This window comes from Microbacterium sp. UFMG61, from assembly GCF_015354505.1.
Lineage (GTDB): Bacteria > Actinomycetota > Actinomycetes > Actinomycetales > Microbacteriaceae > Microbacterium.
Window position 1 is genome coordinate 343,469 of record NZ_JACAFP010000002.1, and the last position, 19,471, is coordinate 362,939.

The window sequence follows — 19,471 nt, forward strand, 5'->3', positions numbered from 1 at the left end:
ATCAGAGAAGAGCGTGCGAAAGATCTCTTCAGATCAGACCTCGGTATACCCACCCCTCCGAAGACTCAAAATTCTACCCATATGGGCAGAATTTTGAGGGCTTCACTGACCGAACTTGCCGATGGTGGAAGAGAATCTTCCCCACGGGCAGATTCATCCTCGCGAGTCACCCGCGAGGATGCACGGCCACAGGCTCGGGCGCGACAGCGATGCGCACGCGATCACCGAACGCCGGGTGGATGCCGGGGGAGTGCTGCAAGCGCACCAGCTCACCCGATTCCGTACGCACGAGCGTGCGACGCATGCTGCCGAGGAACGTGCTCTCCTGCACGAGCGCGTCTGTCGCGGCATCCGCCTCAGAGGCGAAGTGCACGTTCTCGGGGCGCAGATAGACGTCGACGGGGCCGTCGGCCGGCGACTGCAACGGCAGCCGTTGGCCCCACACCATGACGTGGTCGCCCTCAGCGACGCCGGAGACGACGCTCGACAGGCCGACGAACGCGGCGACCCCTGCGGTCGACGGTGTCGTGTAGAGCTGCTCCGGGGTTCCGATCTGCTCGATGCGGCCGGAGTTCATCACCGCGATCCTGTCGGAGACCGCGAGTGCCTCCTCCTGGTCGTGCGTCACGAAGACGGTCGTGATTCCCAGTCGCAGCTGGATGCGGCGGATCTCGTCGCGCAGTTGCACCCGCACCTTCGCGTCGAGGGCGGACAGCGGCTCGTCGAGCAGCAGCACCTTCGGTTCTGTCACGAGTGCGCGGGCCAGCGCCACGCGCTGCTGCTGGCCACCGGAGAGCTGATGCGGAAAGCGGTCGGCGAAGTCGGCCAGACCCACGAGCGCGAGAGCGTCGAGCGCGCGCTTGGCGGCCTCGGCCTTGCCGAGGCCGCGACGGCGCAACCCGAAAGCCGTGTTGTCCGCGACACGCAGGTGCGGGAACAGCGAGTACGACTGGAAGACCATGCCGATGTCGCGCTTGTTGGTGGGAACGCGCGAGACGTCGCCGCCGTCGAGCAGCACCGCGCCGCTGTCGAGGCCCTCGAGGCCTGCGAGAACGCGCAGCAGCGTGGTCTTACCGCAGCCTGAGGGGCCGAGCAGAGAGACGAACTCGCCGGGCGCGATGTCGAGATCGACGCCGTGCAGCACGGTGGTGCCCGAATAGCTCTTCACGATGCCCTGCAGCTGCACGCGTGTGCCCTCGCCCGCCTCGGCGAGCAGCATGTTGTCGGCGGTCTGGGGGAGGGTCATGAGCGGGCCTTTCCGGTGCCGCGTGCGACGCGGCCGATGAGCAGGAGCAGGAGGAAGACGAACAGCAGTGCCAGCAGGGTGAAGATCGCCGGAGCGTACGGGTCCTGCTTCTGGACGACGACCATGGCCGTCTGGAACACCTGACGGTTCAGGAGTGAGGCGATCGTGAACTCGCCGAGAACGACCGCGATCGAGATCAGTGAGGCCGCGAGCAGGCCCTGGCGCAGATTCGGGGCGAGGACCTTGAGCACCACCGTCGGCCAGCTCGCGCCGAGCGAGCGTGCGGCCTCGGCGAGGGTGCGCAGGTCGGCGGCGTCGATCGAGGCCTGGATCGAGCGATACGCGAACGGCAGAACGGTGATGCCGTAGGCGAAGGCCAGCGTCCAGGTGCCGGTGCCGAGGGTGCGGCCGATCTGCAGGTAGATCGGTGCGAGCCCGACGACCAGCACGATCGCGGGGATTGAGATCGGCAGCAGCACCGCGAACTCGAAGAGAGGCTTGAGCTTGCCGAAGCGCAGATTCACCAGGATCATCGTCGGCGCGAGCAGCAGGAGCACGATGGCGACCGTCACGACGGCGAGGATCAGCGAGTTGCCGAGACCCATCCAGATCGGCTTGATGGCGGCCGACTTGGCGGGGTCGAACAGGGCAGCCCAGCGCTCGAAGCCGAGGGTGCCGTCGGTCTGCCGCAGCGTGTAGAGGAAGGTCGAGATCAGCGGGATCGCGAAGAAGGCGCCGACGATGATGCCGATGACCCAGCGGGTGGCGGCTGAGGGAGCGAGGCGGTTCACGATTGCCACCTCGCTGCCCGCCGCTGGATAAGCGAGTACAGAGCCATCACGACTCCGACGATCACGATCATGCCGAGCGCGAGGGCACCGGCCAGATTCTCGCGGCCGAGCACGGTCTCGCTCGTGAGCGCGGCGCGGATCTGCAGCGGCACGATCTGCGCGCCCTGGCTGGCGAGAGCGGCAGCGGTGGCGTAGGACGAGAAGGCGTTCGCGAACAACAGGAGCAGGCTCGCGAGGAACGAAGGGGCGAGGACCGGGATCCCGATACGCAGCCAGAAGCTCGAACGCGTGCCGCCGAGCGTGAGGTTCGCCTCGGCCCACTGCGGCTTGAGCGCGGCGAGGGCGGGCATGAACGTGATGACCATCAGCGGGATCTGGAAGTAGATGTACGGCAGGATCAGGCCCGGAAGGTCGTACAGCCAGGTGCCGTTCGCGAAGATGTCGATGCCGAAGGTGTCCTGGAGGAACAGCTTGAGTACGCCCTGGATGCCGATCGTGGCGATGAAGGCGAACGCGAGCATGACGCCGCCGAACTGGGCGAGCACACCGGCTGCGGCATCCACGGTCGAGCGCACGGCGCCGTCCGGATTCATGCCGAGCAGTGCGTAGCAGACCAGGGCACCGACGACGGCTCCGATCACGGCGGTCAGCAGTGACAGCCCGGCGGAGTTCGCGAAGGTGGTGAGCACGACCGGGTCACCGAGAGCGGAGACGTTCGACCAGGTGAGGCTCCCGTTCTTGGTGAAGAAACCGGACCCGATCGCGAGAACGGTCGGCACCGCGAGGAAGAGCAGCACGTAGGCGGCGAACGGCACGAGACCGAGCCACGCGACGGATGGCGCCGAGCGCCGGGCCCCCGAGTCGACGGGCCCGGCGCCGGCCGGAGTGAGGGGGACGGGGGCGGATGCCGTGGCATCCGCCCCCGTCGTGGTGGCAGTGGTCACTGGACCGCCGCTGCCCACTTCTCGCCGAGCAGCGTGCCGGCGTTCGTCGACTGCTCCTCGGTCGGGACGACCGTCTCGTTCGGAACCTCGGGAAGAGCTGCGGCCAGGTCGGCGTCGATCGTGCCGGCCTCGGTCATGGCCTCCATACGAGCCGGGCGGGCGCCGCCCTTGAGCCACAGGTTCTGCACCTCGTCGCTGTAGAGGAACTCCTGCCACAGGCGAGCGGCGGCCGGGTTCGGGGCATCCTTGTTGATCGCCTGGTTGTAGTAGCCCGCGTAACCGGTGCCGTCGAGGACCACGACCTCCCAGTTCTCGTTGTCGGCGGTGTGCGAGGCGTTGAGGTAATCCCAGTCGAAGACGACCGGGGTCTCGCCGCTCGCGACGGTCGCCGTGGTCACGTCGACCTTGAGCAGGTTGCCGGCCTTCTGCAGATCCGCGAAGAAGTCGATGCCGGGCTGGAAGTCGTCGAGCGTGCCGTCGGACTGCACGGTGGCGAGCCCCACGGCGGCGAAGGCGGCGCCGGCCTGGGTCGGGTCGCCGTTGATGGCGACGGCACCCTTGTAGGCGGCGTCCTTCAGGTCGTCGAGCGACTCGGGGGCGTCGAACTTCGACGAGTCGTACCCGATCGACATGTATCCGCCGTAGTCGCCGACGAAGAGGCCGGTCGGCTCCTTGAGCGCGTCGGGGATCTCATCCCAGGTCTGCACCTGGTACGGCGCGAAGACGTCGGTGTTCTGCAGGGCGACCGTGAGGCCGAGGTCGAACACGTCGGGTGCGGTGTCGAGGCCCTCGTTGGTCTTCGCGGCCTGGATCTCCTCGGCGCTCGACACATCGGGCGAGGCCTCGTTGATCGTGATCTCGGGGTACTTCTCGGCGAAGAGGTCGAGGATCTCGCCGTAGTTGGCCCAGTCGCGGGGAAGGGCGATGACGTTGAGCTGGCCTTCGGCCTTCGCTGCCTCTTCGAGGTCGGCGAACGAGCCGAAGTCCTCGACCGAGGTCGCGGCTGCGGCGTCGATGTCGTCGCTGCCGGCAGCGGGGGTCTCCGCACCCGTGGCGCAGGCGGTCAGGCCGAGCGCGGCGGTGGTGAACAGGGCGATGCCGGCGCCGATGCGCGCGCGGCGGTGGAAGTTCGTCATCAGGGTCCTCTCGGTGCCCGGCGCTGTGAGCCGGATTCGGGTTGCGAGAGGACACTATGAGCCGCGGGTTGCCGACGATCGCGGCCCGGGTGAACGAGAGGTGTCCGGGTCGTGGCGGGTCAGCGCGACGGTGACACTTGAGGCGCCGCGCAGTCTGACATCCTGGACGGATGGACATCGGCAGTGTGCTCGGGCTCGAGCAGCTCACCTGGGGCACGCTGATCCTCGTGGTCGTCGCGGCGTTCGCGGCCGGCTGGATCGACGCCGTCGTCGGCGGCGGAGGGCTGCTGCAGCTTCCCGCGCTGCTGCTGATCCCCGGCATCTCGCCGATCCAGGCGCTCGCGACGAACAAGCTCGCCTCGGTCTTCGGCACGGCCACGAGCAGCGTCACCTACTATCGGCGCGCGAAACCCGACATCCGCACCGCGCTGCCGATGGCCGCGATCGCGCTCGCCGGGTCCTTTGGGGGAGCAGCGGTCGCCACGGTGCTGCCGGCTGCCGCGTTCAAGCCGATCATCGTGGTCGCCCTGCTCGCCGTCGCGCTCTTCACCGCGTTCCGCCCGCAGATGGGCGCCGCGACGCGGCTGCGCTTCCGCGGGCACAAACACCACATCATGGCGGGTCTCGCGGGGCTGGTGATCGGCTTCTACGACGGGTTGATCGGCCCCGGTACAGGCACGTTCCTGGTGATTTCGCTCGTCGCGCTGCTGGGCTACGACTTCCTGCAGGCGAGCGCGAAGGCGAAGATCGTGAACCTCGCCACGAACACCGGTGCTCTGCTGCTGTTCATCCCTCACGGCGCCGTGCTGTGGCTGCTCGGCGGCATCCTCGCGGTCGCCAACGTCGCCGGCAGCTATCTCGGCTCGCGCATGGCGATCTCGAGGGGCACCACGTTCATCCGAGTCGTGTTCCTCGTCGTGGTCGTGGCGCTCATCGCGAAGCTCGGGGTCGACGTGTGGAACGAGAACATCGCCCCGGCGCTCGCCGGCCTGCGCTGAGTATGCGAAGAGGCCCCCTCCCGCCGTAGCGGGAGAGGGCCTCTCGAGAACAGAGGTCAGGCCTCGTCGTCTTCCGGCTCGAAGTCGACCCCGGCCTCGGCGCGCTGCTCCGCGGTGATGGGAGCCGGGGCCGCGGTCAGCGGGTCGAAGCCGTTGCCCGACTTCGGGAAAGCGATGACGTCGCGGATCGACTCGGTCTTCGTGAGGTGCTGCAGCACGCGGTCCATGCCGAGCGCGATGCCACCGTGGGGCGGGGCGCCGAACTTGAACGCGTCGAGCAGGAAGCCGAACTGCTCCTGTGCGAACTCGTCGCTGATGCCCATGACCTCGAACACGCGCTTCTGCACGTCTTCGCGGTGGATGCGGATCGATCCGCCGCCGAGCTCCGAGCCGTTGCACACGATGTCGTACGCGTAGGCGAGAGCCGATCCGGGGTCGGTGTCGAAGGTGTCCTGGAACTCCGGCTTCGGGCCGGTGAACGCGTGGTGCACGGCGGTCCATGCTCCGGCTCCGACGGCGACGTCACCGGATGCGACGGCATCCGCTGCCGGCTCGAACATCGGAGCGTCGACGACCCACGTGAAGGCGAACTCGTCGGGGTTCAGGTAACCCAGGCGGCGACCGATCTCGACGCGAGCGGCGCCGAGGAGCGCACGGCTCTCCTTCGTCGACCCTGCGGCGAAGAACACGCAGTCACCGGCGGACGCGCCGACGAACTCCGCGAGACCCGCCTGCTCGGCCTCGGATAGGTTCTTGGCCGCGGGGCCGCCGAGCGTTCCGTCTTCGTTGAAGAGGACGTAGGCGAGACCGCGGGCACCGCGCTGCTTGGCCCAGTCCTGCCACGCGTCGAGCTGCTTGCGCGGCTGGCTCGCGCCACCCGGCATGACGACGGCGCCGACGTACTCGGCCTGGAACACGCGGAACGGGGTGTCCGCGAAGTACTCGGTCGCCTCGACGAGCTCGAGTCCGAAGCGCAGGTCGGGCTTGTCCGAGCCGTACTTCGCCATGGCGTCGGCGTACGTCAGGCGCGGCAGCGGGGTCTGCACCTCGACGCCGATCGTCTTCCACATCGCCTGGATGAGCGACTCCATCAGCGTGATGACGTCTTCCTGGTCGACGAAGCTCATCTCGATGTCGAGCTGCGTGAACTCCGGCTGACGGTCGGCGCGGAAGTCCTCATCGCGGTAGCAGCGGGCGATCTGGTAGTACTTCTCGACGCCGCCGACCATGAGCAGCTGCTTGAAGAGCTGCGGCGACTGCGGCAGCGCGTACCAGCTGCCCGGGTGCAGACGAGCGGGCACGACGAAGTCGCGGGCACCTTCGGGAGTCGAGCGGGTGAGCGTCGGGGTCTCGACCTCGGTGAAATCCTCGCCGTGCAGCACGTCGCGCACGGCCTTGTAGACGTTCGAGCGCAGACGCAGAGCGGATGCCGCGGCGGGGCGACGCAGGTCGAGGTAGCGGTACTTGAGGCGCGCCTCTTCACCGACCGTCTCGGTGTCGGCGACGGCGGTCGACACCTGGAACGGCAGGGGGGCGGACTCGTTCAGCACCTCGACGTCGGTCGCGATGAGCTCGATGTCGCCTGTGGGCAGGTTCGGGTTCGCGTTGCCCTCGGGGCGACGGGAGACCTCGCCGGTGACCTTCAGGACGAACTCGTTGCGCAGCGGGTGCGCCACTTCTTCGTCGCGGATGACGACCTGGGCGATGCCCGATGCATCCCGAAGATCGATGAACGCGACTCCTCCGTGATCACGACGGCGATCGACCCAGCCCGAGAGGGTGACGGTCTGACCGATATGCTCGGCTCGCAGTGAGCCTGCCGAGTGGGTGCGAAGCACGGAGGATTCCTCCTGATCTGGGAAATGATGAACCCGCCCATTCTACGGGGGCGGTGTCGCCTCCTCCGCCGGTGGCATATCGGTCAGTAGGATCGCCACGACGGCTGCTCGACCAGCGAAAGGGCCATCATGGACTCCAACGGCATCTCCGACCTGTACGCGACGATCTTCTCCGGTACGACGGGACTCATCGCCCTCGCCTTCTACGTGCTCGTCGTGGTGGGGCTGTGGAAGGTCTTCGCGAAGGCGGGATACCCCGGCATCCTCGCGATCATCCCGATCGTGAACATCGTCTTCCTCGTCAAGATCGCCGGTATGTCCGGGTGGCTCGCCCTGCTCTATCTGATCCCCATCGTCGGCTTCATCTTCGGCATCGTCGTGGCCATCAAGCTCGGGGAGCGCTTCGGCAAGGGGGGTCTCTTCTCGTTCTTCCTGCTCTTCGTCTTCCCCTACATCGGGTATCTGATCCTCGGCTTCGGCCAGTCCCGCTACCGCGCGATCTGACATGGTGGCGTCGCGACTGCATCTCGTCCGTCACGGTGAGGTCCACAACCCGAAGCGCGTGCTCTACGGGCGGTTGCCCGACTACCACCTGAGCAAGGCGGGGCGCCGCATGGCGCAGGCGGCCGCCGATCATGTCGCCGCTCAGGATAGGCCGGTCACCGCGCTGCACTCTTCGCCGTTGGAGCGCGCACAGGAATCGGCCGAGCCGTTCGCGGCCGGGTTCGATCTGGCGACCGAGATCGACATCCGCATCATCGAGCCGACGAACGTTTTCGAGGGCACGCAGATGCGTCGCTCGCTCATGAATCCGCTCAACTGGTGGCACCTGCGGCAGCCGTCGCTGCCCAGCTGGGGCGAGCCGTACACCTCGATCGCGGAACGGATGCTGAGTGCGATGGGTGAAGCCTGGCGTGCTGTCGACGCCGGTGACGTGGTGATGGTGTCGCACCAGGCGCCGATCTGGATCACGCACCTGCGAGTCGCCGGCCTGCCACTTCAGCACGATCCGCGAACGCGGCGCTGCGCGCTGTCGAGCGTCACCTCGTTCGAGTTGGTGGGCGATGTCTGGCGCGAGGTCGCGTATGCCGAGCCTGCATCGACCAGCAACGCGGTCGACGTCGGCGCGGTCTGACCCCGTACCGACTCGGGCTCGCCCCCCTTCCTTCCCAGTTCGAGTAGCGCACTTTGCAGAAACAGATGGTCGGTTTCTGCAAAGTGCGCTACTCGAAAGCCGTCAGGGGGTCGCCATGAGCGACTGGATGACGCCGACGGCCGCCATCTGACCCGCGGCGGCGGCGAGCAGCACGGCCGCCATCGGCCCGGGTAGCGACGCGCGATGCGCGAGGTCGCCAGCCGCGAAGACCCCGGGTGTCGAGGTGCGGCCGAAGTCGTCGACCTCGACCGACCCCGACGGCAGCATGTGCAGTCCGAGCTGGTCGGCGAAGGGGGCGCGGTGGCGCTGGCCGCCGGCTGCCACGAACACTCCGGCCACGGTGCGCTCCTGCGATGCCGTGGTGATGCGGACGCCGTCGGCGACCCGGTTCACGGCGGCGACGGGTTCGGCACTGACGTGGACCCCTCGGAGCGACAGCGTCTCGGCCTCCTCGACGCTGAAGCGCTGATCGACGGGGTAGACGGTGATGTCTCCGACGATCGGACCGAGGAGCCCGATCAGATGCTCGGCGCGGGCGGCGGGACCGAGGATGCCGATGGAGCGCCCTGCATGTTCGTGGCCGTCGCAGAACGGGCAGGTGAATGCCCCCACACCCCACAGCTCCTGCAGCCCGGGCACGGGCGGCAGCTCATCAGCGACTCCGGTGGCGAGGATCACCTGGCGCGACTCGACCGCGTCGCCGGTGGCGAGGAGAACGGTGAAGTGTCCCTCCGCGCCGGTGACCGTGCGGGCTTCGACGTCGCGGATCTCGACGTCGTCGTAGGCCGCGAGCTGCTCCCGCGCGGTTGCCCGGAACTCGGCCGGCGGAGTGCCGTCGTTCGCGACCACGTTGTGCATGTGCAGCACCGTGCCGTTGCGGTACTCGCCGGAGTCGAGCAGCAGGGTCGGCCGATGCATCCGTCCGAGCGTCAGTGCCGCCTGCAGGCCGGCCGGTCCTGCTCCGATGATGATCGCGTCGTACATGGGGTCCTCCTGGGGATGAGCTTGCGTTCTCCTTCAGTGTGTGACTTCATGTCAACATGAAGTCAAGTGTCGACAATCCCTGGTCCGTCGGTGAGGTCGCCGCGCGGTTCGATCTTCCGACGAACGTGCTGCGGCACTGGGAATCGGTCGGGCTGCTGCGCCCTGCGCGCAACGCCGCCGGGCGACGCCGATACGGTCAGGACGACGTCGTGCGGGTCGCCGTGATCCAGCGCAGCAAGGCGGCAGGGATGAGCCTCGAGCAGATCGCCGTGCTGCTCGACGACGGCAGCGCCGGGCGTCACGAAGTGCTGCAGGCTCACCTCGACGACCTCGACCGGCGGATGGAGGAGATGCGGATCTCTCGCGAGATGACCGAGCACGCGATGCGGTGCCGCTCGCACGACATCTCGACCTGTCCCCGCTTCCGCGCTTCTGTGGCTGACGTTCTGGCGCGGCTGTGAGGCGTCGCATCCGGCCCATGCATAGGAACCCCGCGTAAAATCGATGCCGTGCCACGCGTCTCGACGATTCGTCCGAACCGCAGCGGCCGCTCCTCCCGCACACGGCTTCCTCGCCGTGCGGTCGGTGTCGCGCTCGCCGCGGTGTTCGCCATCGGCCTGAGCGCCTGCGCTCCGGATGCGGTGAGCGATTCGTTCCTCTCCGGCGAGAACACCGGCTACGTCGCCGCCGACGGTGCGATCGTCGAGATCCCCGTCGCCGACCGCGACGCTCCCGTCGCCGAATTCGGCGGGGTCACCGAGAACGGCGAGGACTTCTCCAGCTCCGAGCTCGAGGGCAAGGTCACGGTCGTGAACTTCTGGTACGCGGGGTGCGCTCCGTGCCGCCTCGAGGCCGAAGCGCTCGAGGGCGTGTGGCAGGAGCACGGTGGCGACGAGGTGGCCTTCCTGGGGGTCAACACCCGCGACCAGGCCGACACCGCCAAGGCCTTCTCCGCCGAGTTCGGCGTGACGTACCCGAGCCTGATCGACGTCGACACGGCCGAGGCGAAGCTCGCTTTCTCGTCGTCCGTACCGATCCAGGCGACACCGACCACTCTCGTGCTCGACAAGCAGGGCCGGGTCGCCGCGCGCATCATCGGACCGATCGACGGCACCTCGGTCCTCTCGACGCTCGTCAAGGACGCGCTCGCGGAGGACTCGTGAGTTTCCCGGGAGTGGCGTGAACCCCGAAGCCGTCATCGGATCGGGAGCCCTCTGGCTCGCGATCCCCGTCGCGATGCTCGCCGGCCTCGTCTCCTTCCTGTCGCCGTGCGTCCTGCCGCTCGTGCCGGGCTACCTCGGGTTTCTCGGGGGAGCGGTCGCTCCGCGCCGCGCGTCGAACACGGCAGACGGGACCGCCGTCTCGACGGTCGAGGCTCCCGCCCGCAGCAGGCTCGTGCTCGGCGTCCTGCTCTTCATCCTGGGCTTCACCGTCGTCTTCATCCTCTACACGGTGCTCAGCGGCACGTTCGGAGTCTTCTTCCTCCGCTGGGGCGATCTGATCACCCGCATCCTCGGCGCCTTCATCATCGTCATGGGCCTGATCTTCCTCGGCGCCTTCGGGTTCGCGCAGCGCGAGGTCCGTTTCCACGTCGACTCCAAGGTGGGCATCATCGGCGCACCGCTGCTGGGAGTCGCCCTCGGCATCGGCTGGGCCCCGTGCATGGGACCGACGCTCGGCGCGATCATCGCGCTCTCGTTCAACGCCGGCGACCCGGTGCGCGCCGGGTTCCTCGGGCTCGCCTATTCGCTCGGCCTCGGCATCCCGTTCCTGCTCGTCGCTCTCGGATTCGGCTGGGCGACGAAGACGATCGGTTTCCTCCGTCGCCACATCCGCGTCGTGAACATCATCGGCGGCGTGCTGCTGATCGTGCTCGGTCTGCTGATGGTCACGGGGCTCTGGACCGAGATCATGTCGCGACTGACGGCGGTGATCAGCAGTGTCCCCCTCCCGTTCTGATCAGAAGAAGACGCATCGGAAGGATGACGTGAGCAGCACTACCGACAGGTCCAGCGATCCGCTCCGACCGTCAGACCACGTCGACGGCGAGGAGTCGATCACCCAGCCCCGCCTCGGCTTCGTGGGCTGGCTGCGCTGGGGATGGCGCCAGCTGACGTCGATGCGCACCGCGCTGATCCTGCTGCTCGTGCTCGCGATCGCGGCGATCCCGGGTTCGATCTTCCCGCAGCGGATGGCCGACCCCAACGGCGTCACGCAGTGGGAGCGGGACAACCCCGATCTGTTCCCGATCCTCGACGGCCTGAAGCTCTTCGACGTCTACCTGTCGCCGTGGTTCTCGGCGATCTATCTGCTGCTCTTCGCCTCGCTGGTGGGCTGCGTCATCCCGCGCATCAAGCATCACGCCAAGGCGCTCCGTGCACGCCCTCCGCGCACCCCGGCACGCCTGAAGCGGCTCGCCGACTACCGCGCCGTCGAGAGGACGTCCGCGGACTCGACGGCGGATGCTGCGGCATCCGTCGACATCGCCGCGAAGCAGCTCAAGGCACTCGGCTATCGGGTCGAGCGCTACGACTCCGGGCGGACGTTCTCGGCGTCGGCCGAGCGCGGATACTGGCGCGAGACAGGAAACCTCCTCTTCCACCTCGCGCTGGTCGGCGTACTGATCACGATCGGCATCGGCGGCGGCTTCGCCTATACGGGCCAGCGGGTCCTGGTCGAGGGCGAGACCTTCGCCAACACGCTGCTCGACTACGACTCCATGAACCGCGGACGCTTCGTGGCCGACGACGCGCTCGCCCCGTACTCGATGCGCCTCGACAGCTTCGATGTCACGTATCAGCCGTTCGGTGAGCCGGGATCCGGTCAGGCCGGTGACTTCTCCGCCAACGTCACCGTGCAGGAGAACGGCGAGGAGCGCACGGGGGCGGTCAAGGTCAATGAGCCCCTCGCGGTCGCCGACGACGATGTGTTCCTGCTCGGGAACGGCTACGCGCCCACGATCACGGCGCGCGATCCCGCGGGCGACGTGGTGTTCACGAACAGCACGCCGTTCCTTCCGCAGGACAACAACATGACCTCGCTCGGGGTCATCAAGGTTCCCGACGGACTCGCGGAGCAGGTCGGTCTGGTCGGATTCTTCTACCCGACGACCGGAGTCCTCGACACCGGAGCGTTCTTCTCCGCCTACGGAGACCTGACGAACCCGACGCTGACGCTCGATGTGTACACCGGAGACCTCGGCATCAACGAGGGCGTGCCGCGCTCGGTGTACGTGCTCGACACCACCGGGATGACCAAGGTGACTGGTCGTACGACCGACCTCGAGTCGATCGAGCTCACCCCCGGACAGACCGCCGATCTGCCGAACGGCCTCGGGACAGTCACCTTCGACGACGAGTCGCCGGCCGGAGCGACCGACCTGTCCCAGTCTGTGAAGAGGTTCGCCTCGCTGCAGATCCACCGCGACGAGTCCGGCGTGTGGGTGCTCGGCTTCGCCCTGCTCGCACTCGGCGGCCTGATGCTCGCCCTGTTCGTGCCCCGTCGCCGGGTCTGGATCAAGGCCACCGCCGCCGACGGTGCGGTCGAGTTCGAGTACGCGGGTCTGGCTCGTGGCGAGGACCCGACGCTCGCCGCCGCCGTCGACGATCTCGTCGCCGGACACGCTCGTCTGCTCGATGCCGCGGGCGTGACGCAGGCGGTCGAGGAACCCGACGACCCCGACGCCGATCCCGAGCCGGACGCCGCAGCGGAGACCGCCGCGGACCCCGCGACCGAGCGACCCGCATCCGACACCCCGAAAGTAGACTGACATCATGTTCGACCTCGAAGTGATCTCGCCCGTCCTGCTCTGGACGGCGATCGCGATCTACGCGGCGGCCTTCATCGCCTACGCGTTCGATCTCGCACGTCGATCGCAGATCTCGGCGGATGCCGCGAGTGTGCGCGAGTTCGAACTGGTCGGCGCAGGGGCGGGCGGTGTGAAGGGCTCGAAGGGTGCCGCCGCGGCATCCGGAACCGATGCCGCACCGCAGCGATTCGTGATGGCCCGCATCGGGACCTCGCTGACGATCCTCGCTTTCCTCTTCCACCTGGGAGCGACCCTGACCCGCGGTTTCGCCGCCGGCCGGGTGCCGTGGGCGAACCTCTACGAGTTCGCGATGATGGGCACGCTGCTCATCGTCGCGGTGTTCCTCGTCGTCCTGACGCGCATCGACCTGCGCTTCCTGGGCACGTTCATCACGGGTCTCGTCGTGGTGCTCCTCGGACTCGCGGCGACGAACTTCTATGTCGACGTCTCACCGCTGATGGACCCGCTCAAGAGCGTGTGGCTCGTGATCCACGTCTTCGTCGCATCGCTCGGCACGGCGTTCTTCGCGCTCGCGTTCTCGCTCTCGGTGATCCAGCTGATGCAGTCACGTCGCGAGCGTCTGATCTCGGAGGGCGCGGAGAAGACCGGTCCCGGATTCCTCCGCACGTTCCCCGGTTCCGAGCGTCTCGAGAGCATGGCGTACCGGTTCACGATCATCGGCTTCATCCTGTGGACCTTCACCCTCATCGCCGGATCGATCTGGGCCTACTACGCGTGGAGCCGCTTCTGGGGCTTCGACGTCAAGGAGACCTGGACCTTTGTGATCTGGGTGCTCTACGCCGGGTACATCCACGCTCGCGCGACGCGCGGGTGGCGTGGCAACCCGTCGGCCTGGCTGGCGATCGTCGGCTTCTCCGCGGTGATCTTCAACTTCACGATCGTCAACGTGTTCTTCAAGGGTCTGCACGCCTACTCCGGCCTGAGTTGAGCCGGTGCCTCGGCGTCTCAGCGCACGCCGAGCGGGATGATCTCGGCGTGCTCGACGCCGTCCTCGTACCAGACGAACTCGACCTGCGAGATGCGCTCGGCGGGCCTCGAGCTCAGCGAGCGGCGAGACTTGTTCCTCAGTTCCGTCCACACCGCTGACGCCAGGGACTTCGCGTAGATCACCGAGAGGTGGAAGGTCCACTCCTCGGTGGGACGTTCGTCGAGGCGGCGGAAGTCGGTGGAGGTGAGCGCTGTGCTCAGGCTCGAGTAGGCCGCGGTGATCGACGCGGAGCGCGCGAGACGCACGATGACGATCTGCCACGGTGCCGGAAACGCGTCGACTGCCTCGGCGACGACGTCGATCGGACGCTGACCGGCCGCCCACTCGTGCAGGAACGCACTGAGTTCCTCACGTCGCTCCGGCTCTGCGAATCCACGCAGAGTGACATGACCCGTGTGGGGGTGCGGCACGTCTGCGCGACCGAGCGCGGCGGCCTGCTCCGAGCGGTACACGTCGGCGACCGCGGTGGTCGGACGCAGCACGAGATACTGCTGCCCCTCGAGTGAGGCGAGCTGAGCAGGAGTGTCCATGAAGGGTCGACGCATATCTCGACCTTATGTCCCTGCCGAGGCGCCGCGCCCGTATGCCGGTCCGTCGACGGCGGCGCGCCGACCTTCGCCGGGCACGGATTCGGATCGGAGAGTGAGAACGCCGCACGTCGGGACTGACGTGCGGCGTTTCTTCTCGGGGACCCGAAGCCGTGCCCGGTGGTGGCGTGTCTCAGGCGGTCGCGAGCGCCGCCTTGGCCGAGGTCGTGCGACGGAGCGTCACGGCAACCGTCGTGGCGACGAGCGACAGGACTCCCCACACCACGAGACCCGCGGCCGCTGCCCCGTCGGGGGCGATCAGCCCGGCGAACGCCGGCGATGTCGGCAGTGCCGCTCCGAGGTCGGCGAGCCAGCCCGGCACGGTCGAGATCAGCCCGGTCGCGACGGCCAGCACACCCACAAGGGCGCTGATCCAGCGACCGATTCCGCCGAACACGGCGACGAGCGCCTGGTTGACGGCCGCGAAAGCGAGTCCGGCGAGCACGGCCGTGCCTGCGAAGGCCCACCACGTGCCCGCGTCGTACTTCGCCACGAACTGCACGATCAGAGACACGAGCAGGCCCTGGGCCGCGCCGATCACGGCGGCCGGCAGGAATGCCCGCAGCGCGAGTCCGGCCGACGACCGGCGCGAGGTCAGGGTACGTGCCGTGTGCGCGCGCATCACGAGGAACGAGGCGAGGCCGCCGAACCAGAGCACCACCGCGGTGAGAAGCGGGATCGCCGTCGGACCGAAGATCGTCGCGCCGTCGGCGCCCTTCGATGCCACCGGGTCGGCGATCACCGAGGCGAGCGACGTGGACTCGGAGTCGCTGAACGAGGGGAGTGATTCGGATGCCGTGCGCAGCCCGCCGGCGAGGTCACCGGTTCCGGTCGCCAGGGTGTCGAGCCCCGTCACGAGGTCCGTCGCACCCGTGGCGAGGTCGGTCGCTCCGCTGGAGAGCTGCCCGGCGCCCGAGGCGAGTGCGCGAGCGCCCGATGCCGAGGCGACGAGCCCGTCGGTGGCGAGCTGGTTCAGCCCGTCGGCGAGCGTCGTCGCACCGGCGCCGGCATCGCCGAGCTGCGTCGAGAGCGTGCTGAACGCTCCGGGCAGGCCGGCCACGTTCGGCGCGACGTTCGTCAGATAGCCCGACGCCGTGCCCGCCGAGGTCGCGGCCGTGACCGCGTCTCCCGCGGCGGCCGCGAGCTGTGCGCAGAGCTCGCCGGAGGTGGTCGGGTCGCAGGTCGCCGCGAGACCGCCGAGAGTCTGTGCGAGCGCCGCAGTCTGCGAGGCGGCGTCGGTCGCCGCCCCGGTTCCGGTCTGGATCGCACCCACGAGCTGGGTCATGCCGTCGGCGTTCTTCTGCAGCTCGGAGGCTCCCGTCGTGAGGCCGAGGCCGATCTGCGATGCTCCGGCCGCCGCCTCTCGGGTCTTCGAGGTCAGAGTGTCGAGGCCGTCGGCGAGCGACGAGGCGCCGGTGCCCAGTTCGGAGGCGCCCGACGCGAGCTGGGTCGCACCGTCCGGGATCGCAGCGGCTCCGGTGGCCGCATCCCTCGATCCGGTCGCGAGCTGCGCGGCGCCGTCTGCGGCCTCGCCGATCTGATCGCCGATGGTCGTGAAGCCGACCAGGATGTTCTCGGTCGTCGCCTCCGACAGCATCGTGCCGAGGCTGGAGGCCGCGACGTTCGCGATCTGGCTCGTGATGAGGTCGTCGGCGACGAGCCCGTCGTCGGGGGTGGTGACCTGGATGGTCGCCTGCTCGGCGTCGCCGCCGCCGTCGGAGATCGCCTGACCCGCCGAGGTGGCCGCCGCCGAGAAGTCCTCGGGGATCGTGATGACGGCCTGGTACGAGCCGTCGGCGAGACCCTCCTCGGCATCGTCCTCATTCGAGATGACCCACGTGAGGTTGGAGTCGAGCTCGTCCGAGCCCTCGACGAGGCCGGAGGCCAGCTGACGTCCGAGGGGCGTGAGCTGGCCGTCGATCTCGACGGGCTCGTCGAGGTTGACGATCGCTGCCGTCATGGACTCGAGCCGCTCTGCAGGGTTCTGGAGGGCCGCGACCAGGATGCCGCCGACGGCTGCCGGGAGCAGCAGGATGCCGAGGATCGTCAGCCACGTGATCGGCTTGCGCGAGCGTGCTCGCTCGATGGGGAGGGTCATGCTGTCACCTCGGTCGATTGGGAGGATTCGTCTGCGCCCTGGGTCGCAGAGCGAAGGGAGTCCCGGCGCGGTGCGGGGTCGTCGACGTCGATCACGTCGACCGGGCCGCGCCCCGCATCCGAGAGCAGCTCGAGCGCGATCTCGGGGGAGTGCGCCGTGACGAGCACCGCGGTCGTCGGGCGTGCGTCCCGCAGACGTGCAGCGACCTGGTCGCGATCGGATCGCGAGAGCCGGTCGACGCCGTCGATCACGACCAGTGCGGGCGTACCTCGAAGCGCCTCGGCGAGATCTGCCGACAGGCTTCCGGCATCCGCGGCCATCACCGCGCCGACATGCGCGCGCACCCATGCGGCGCGACCGGGAAGCAGGTGACCGGCCACCCGCAGCTGTCCGTCTTCGGGGGGCACTCGGCCCGCGACCGTCAGGGCCAGGGTGCGGAGAGCGCCGGCCGACGAGCCGGTGAGAACGGCAGCGGCACCCGGGGCGACCCGCAGGTGGAGCCGCTCGACGCCGGCGGCGGTGAGTGACAGATCGTCCGCGGCGATCACCGAGTCGTCGCCGGGCCACTCGGCGAGGTGGCGCTCGCGCTCCACCGCCTCGCCCTCGATGTCGACGCGGGGAAGGATCCGCTCGAGCCACGCCGGGATCTCCCACGCGCGCTCGCCGAGGATCGCCATGAGCGCGGGGATCAGCGTCATCCGCACCAGGAACGCGTCGATCGCGATTCCTGCGGCGAGGCCCAGTGCGATCGGCTTGAGAGACGAGTCGCCCTCGGGCACGAACGCCACGAACACGGCGAACATGATGAGACCCGCGGCGGTGACGACCTTCGCCGATCCGGTGAAGCCGCTGCGCACCGCGCGCAGGGCGGCGGCGCGTCTGGTCGCGCGATCCGGGCTCTTCCCGTCAGGGTCGTGCACGAAGTCCTCGCGCATCCGGGAGACGAGGAAGACCTGGTAGTCCATCGCGAGGCCGAACAGCACACCCATGAGGATGATCGGCATGAAGCTGATGATGGGGCCGACCTTCGCGACGTGCAGGGCGTCGGCGAACCAACCCCACTCGAACACCGCACCGACGATGCCGAACCCGGCGACGATCGAGAGCAGGTATCCGGCGGCCGCGGTGATCGGCACCCACAGCGAGCGGAAGACGATGGTCAGGAGGATCAGGGACAGGCCGATCACGAAGACGCCGAACGGCAGGAGCGCGTTGCCCAGCTGGTCGGAGATGTCGATGCCGACGGCCGTGAAACCGGTGACCTTGAGGTCGATGCCGAACTCGTCGAGCCATTCGTCGTGGTGTGCGCGCAGTTCGCGGACCAGATCGGCGGTCGCGGGGTCGTCGGGCGCGGTCTCGGGGATGATCTGCACGATGCCGGTGTCGGCGGTCTCGTTGGGGGTGGCGAGCGCCACCTCCTTGACCCCGTCTATCTTCGCGACCTCGTCGCCGAGATCCTCCATCAACGTCAGGGGATCGGTCGAGGTGACGATGGTGCCGGTCAGGATCAGCGGTCCGTTGAAACCGGCGCCGAATTCCTCGGCGACCAGGTCATAGCTCTGTCGAGCCTCATTGTCCTTCGGCAGCACGCCGGCGTTCGGCAGGGCGAGGTTGAGGCTCAGCGCCGGGATGGCCACGATGCCGAGGCCGAGCACGACGGCCAGCGATACGAGGATCGGTCGCTTCGTCACGCCTGTCACCCAGCGGTCGCTGAAACGGCGACGGGGAGCGGGCGCGGGCGTGCCCTCCTTCGCCTTCCGCGGCCTGCGCGGGCGACCCGCGACACGACCCTTCATGAACCCGAGCAGCGCCGGGGTGAGGGTCACCGCGATGGCCACCGCGACGGCGACGGCGGCGGACGCGGCGATGCCCATGGTGGTGAGGAAGGGGATGCCGGCGAAGCCGAGTCCGATCAGCGCGATCAGCACGGTGACGCCCGCGAACACGACGGCCGACCCGGCTGTGCCCACGGCGCGGGCCGTCGACTCTTCGGGGTCGACGCCCTCACGGACCTGATCCTGGTGTCTGGCCATGATGAACAGCGCGTAGTCGATGCCCACGGCGAGCCCGAGCATGAGCGCGAGCAGGGGAGTGGTCGACGAGACCGTCGCGAAGGCGGTCGCCGCGAAGATGCCGGCCATCGAGATGCCGACACCGAGCACGGCGGTGAGCAGGGGGAGACCCGCGACGACGAACGAGCGGAAGGTCACGATCAGCACGAGCAGGGCGATCAGGAGCCCGACTGCCTCGGTCAGCGTCACGCCGGGGATCGAGGTGGCGAACAGCTCGCCGCCGAGCGAGGTCTGCGACCCCGGGGGGAGCTCGGCGGCGAGGTCTGCGACGACGGTCCGGAGCTCGTCCTGCGTCTCGTCCGAGACATCAGTCGACTGCCCGTCGAACTGCAGGCGGATGATGCCCGCGGTCTCGTCGTCGTTGATCATGCCGCTGACCATCTCGTCATACGGCGAGGTGGCCGACAGCACGGAGTCGTCGAGGTCGGCCAGCTTGTCGACGGTCTCTTCGATGTCATCCCGATACGTGCCGTCGGTGATCGAGTCGCCGTCGGCTGCGACCACGATGATCTGCGCGCTGGTGCCGCTGACCGCGGGGAACGAGCGGTTGAGCTGTTCGAGACCGGCCTGCGACTCGGTGCCCGGGATCGAGAAGGAGTTGTCGGTGCCCGCTCCGAGCACGAGTGCACCCGCACCGGCGATGCCGAGCGCGAGGAGCCAGGAGACGAGGACGCGCCACGGATGCCGGTAGGACCAGCGGCCGAGCGAGGACAGGAGTGTGGACACGAAGCTCCTCAGATGATCCGGGTCGGATACACAGGTGTATCCGATACATAGATGTATCGTAAGGTGATCCGAGCCCCG

General features: G+C 68.5%; 17 protein-coding genes. 8 read left to right on the plus strand and 9 right to left on the minus strand.

Features of this window, described 5'->3' with window-relative positions; all coding sequences use genetic code 11:
* Positions 1–166: 166 nt before the first annotated feature.
* The 4 genes from IXW21_RS03540 to IXW21_RS03555 are packed head-to-tail and all read right to left on the minus strand — an operon-like array spanning position 167 to position 4,117.
* Positions 167–1,246, minus strand: a complete 1,080-nt coding sequence (locus IXW21_RS03540; RefSeq protein ID WP_194762870.1) for an ABC transporter ATP-binding protein — start codon at positions 1,244–1,246, stop codon at positions 167–169.
* Positions 1,243–2,037: an ABC transporter permease gene (locus IXW21_RS03545; RefSeq protein WP_194762871.1), complete on the minus strand. Its 795-nt coding sequence runs from the start codon at positions 2,035–2,037 to the stop codon at positions 1,243–1,245. The genes IXW21_RS03540 and IXW21_RS03545 overlap by 4 nt, the downstream gene beginning before the upstream one ends.
* Positions 2,034–2,981 carry an ABC transporter permease gene (locus IXW21_RS03550; RefSeq protein WP_323742152.1) on the minus strand — a complete coding sequence of 316 codons (948 nt, stop codon included), beginning with the start codon at positions 2,979–2,981 and terminating at the stop codon, positions 2,034–2,036. Before IXW21_RS03550 ends, IXW21_RS03545 begins: the two co-directional genes overlap by 4 nt.
* Positions 2,978–4,117, minus strand: a complete 1,140-nt coding sequence (locus IXW21_RS03555; protein ID WP_194762873.1) for an ABC transporter substrate-binding protein — start codon at positions 4,115–4,117, stop codon at positions 2,978–2,980. The genes IXW21_RS03550 and IXW21_RS03555 overlap by 4 nt, the downstream gene beginning before the upstream one ends.
* Positions 4,118–4,287: 170 nt before the next feature.
* On the opposite strand from IXW21_RS03555, the gene IXW21_RS03560 reads away from it, so the two are divergent.
* Positions 4,288–5,115 (plus strand): sulfite exporter TauE/SafE family protein, encoded by an 828-nt coding sequence (locus tag IXW21_RS03560; protein WP_194762874.1) that lies wholly within the window; start codon positions 4,288–4,290, stop codon positions 5,113–5,115.
* A gap of 56 nt (positions 5,116–5,171) precedes the next feature.
* Here the strand turns inward: IXW21_RS03560 and aspS are convergent, their stop codons facing one another.
* Positions 5,172–6,953 carry an aspartate--tRNA ligase gene (aspS, locus tag IXW21_RS03565; protein WP_194762875.1) on the minus strand — a complete coding sequence of 594 codons (1,782 nt, stop codon included), beginning with the start codon at positions 6,951–6,953 and terminating at the stop codon, positions 5,172–5,174.
* A 129-nt stretch (positions 6,954–7,082) separates the two neighbouring features.
* Between aspS and IXW21_RS03570 the strand changes: the two genes are divergently transcribed.
* Positions 7,083–7,457 carry a DUF5684 domain-containing protein gene (locus tag IXW21_RS03570; RefSeq protein ID WP_194762876.1) on the plus strand — a complete coding sequence of 125 codons (375 nt, stop codon included), beginning with the start codon at positions 7,083–7,085 and terminating at the stop codon, positions 7,455–7,457.
* Position 7,458: 1 nt separating this feature from the next.
* Positions 7,459–8,088 (plus strand): histidine phosphatase family protein, encoded by a 630-nt coding sequence (locus IXW21_RS03575; protein WP_194762877.1) that lies wholly within the window; start codon positions 7,459–7,461, stop codon positions 8,086–8,088.
* A 102-nt stretch (positions 8,089–8,190) separates the two neighbouring features.
* On the opposite strand, the gene IXW21_RS03580 is transcribed toward IXW21_RS03575, so the two are convergent.
* A complete protein-coding gene (locus IXW21_RS03580; RefSeq protein WP_194762878.1) occupies positions 8,191–9,093 on the minus strand; it encodes an NAD(P)/FAD-dependent oxidoreductase in 903 nt (300 codons plus the stop codon).
* 56 nt (positions 9,094–9,149) lie between these two features.
* On the opposite strand from IXW21_RS03580, the gene IXW21_RS03585 reads away from it, so the two are divergent.
* From IXW21_RS03585 to ccsB, 5 genes are read left to right on the plus strand one after another with little or no spacing between them, the layout of a single operon-like run.
* Positions 9,150–9,554 (plus strand): MerR family transcriptional regulator, encoded by a 405-nt coding sequence (locus IXW21_RS03585; protein ID WP_194762879.1) that lies wholly within the window; start codon positions 9,150–9,152, stop codon positions 9,552–9,554.
* A gap of 48 nt (positions 9,555–9,602) precedes the next feature.
* Positions 9,603–10,256, plus strand: coding sequence for a TlpA family protein disulfide reductase (locus IXW21_RS03590; RefSeq protein ID WP_194762880.1), 654 nt, complete (start codon positions 9,603–9,605; stop codon positions 10,254–10,256).
* Between the two features lie 16 nt (positions 10,257–10,272).
* Positions 10,273–11,052, plus strand: a complete 780-nt coding sequence (locus IXW21_RS03595) for a cytochrome c biogenesis CcdA family protein (protein ID WP_194762881.1) — start codon at positions 10,273–10,275, stop codon at positions 11,050–11,052.
* A gap of 28 nt (positions 11,053–11,080) precedes the next feature.
* A complete protein-coding gene (gene resB / locus IXW21_RS03600; RefSeq protein WP_323742153.1) occupies positions 11,081–12,862 on the plus strand; it encodes a cytochrome c biogenesis protein ResB in 1,782 nt (593 codons plus the stop codon).
* A 4-nt stretch (positions 12,863–12,866) separates the two neighbouring features.
* Positions 12,867–13,850, plus strand: a complete 984-nt coding sequence (ccsB, locus tag IXW21_RS03605; protein ID WP_194762883.1) for a c-type cytochrome biogenesis protein CcsB — start codon at positions 12,867–12,869, stop codon at positions 13,848–13,850.
* A 17-nt stretch (positions 13,851–13,867) separates the two neighbouring features.
* Here ccsB and IXW21_RS03610 read toward each other — a convergent pair whose 3' ends face one another.
* The 3 genes from IXW21_RS03610 to IXW21_RS03620 form a co-directional block, all read right to left on the minus strand.
* On the minus strand, positions 13,868–14,455 hold the full coding sequence (locus IXW21_RS03610; RefSeq protein ID WP_228528110.1) for a 2'-5' RNA ligase family protein: 588 nt from the start codon (positions 14,453–14,455) through the stop codon (positions 13,868–13,870).
* Between the two features lie 175 nt (positions 14,456–14,630).
* Positions 14,631–16,595 carry a YhgE/Pip family protein gene (locus tag IXW21_RS03615; protein ID WP_194762884.1) on the minus strand — a complete coding sequence of 655 codons (1,965 nt, stop codon included), beginning with the start codon at positions 16,593–16,595 and terminating at the stop codon, positions 14,631–14,633.
* Positions 16,592–19,393: an efflux RND transporter permease subunit gene (locus IXW21_RS03620; RefSeq protein WP_194762885.1), complete on the minus strand. Its 2,802-nt coding sequence runs from the start codon at positions 19,391–19,393 to the stop codon at positions 16,592–16,594. The genes IXW21_RS03615 and IXW21_RS03620 overlap by 4 nt, the downstream gene beginning before the upstream one ends.
* Positions 19,394–19,471: the final 78 nt, after the last annotated feature.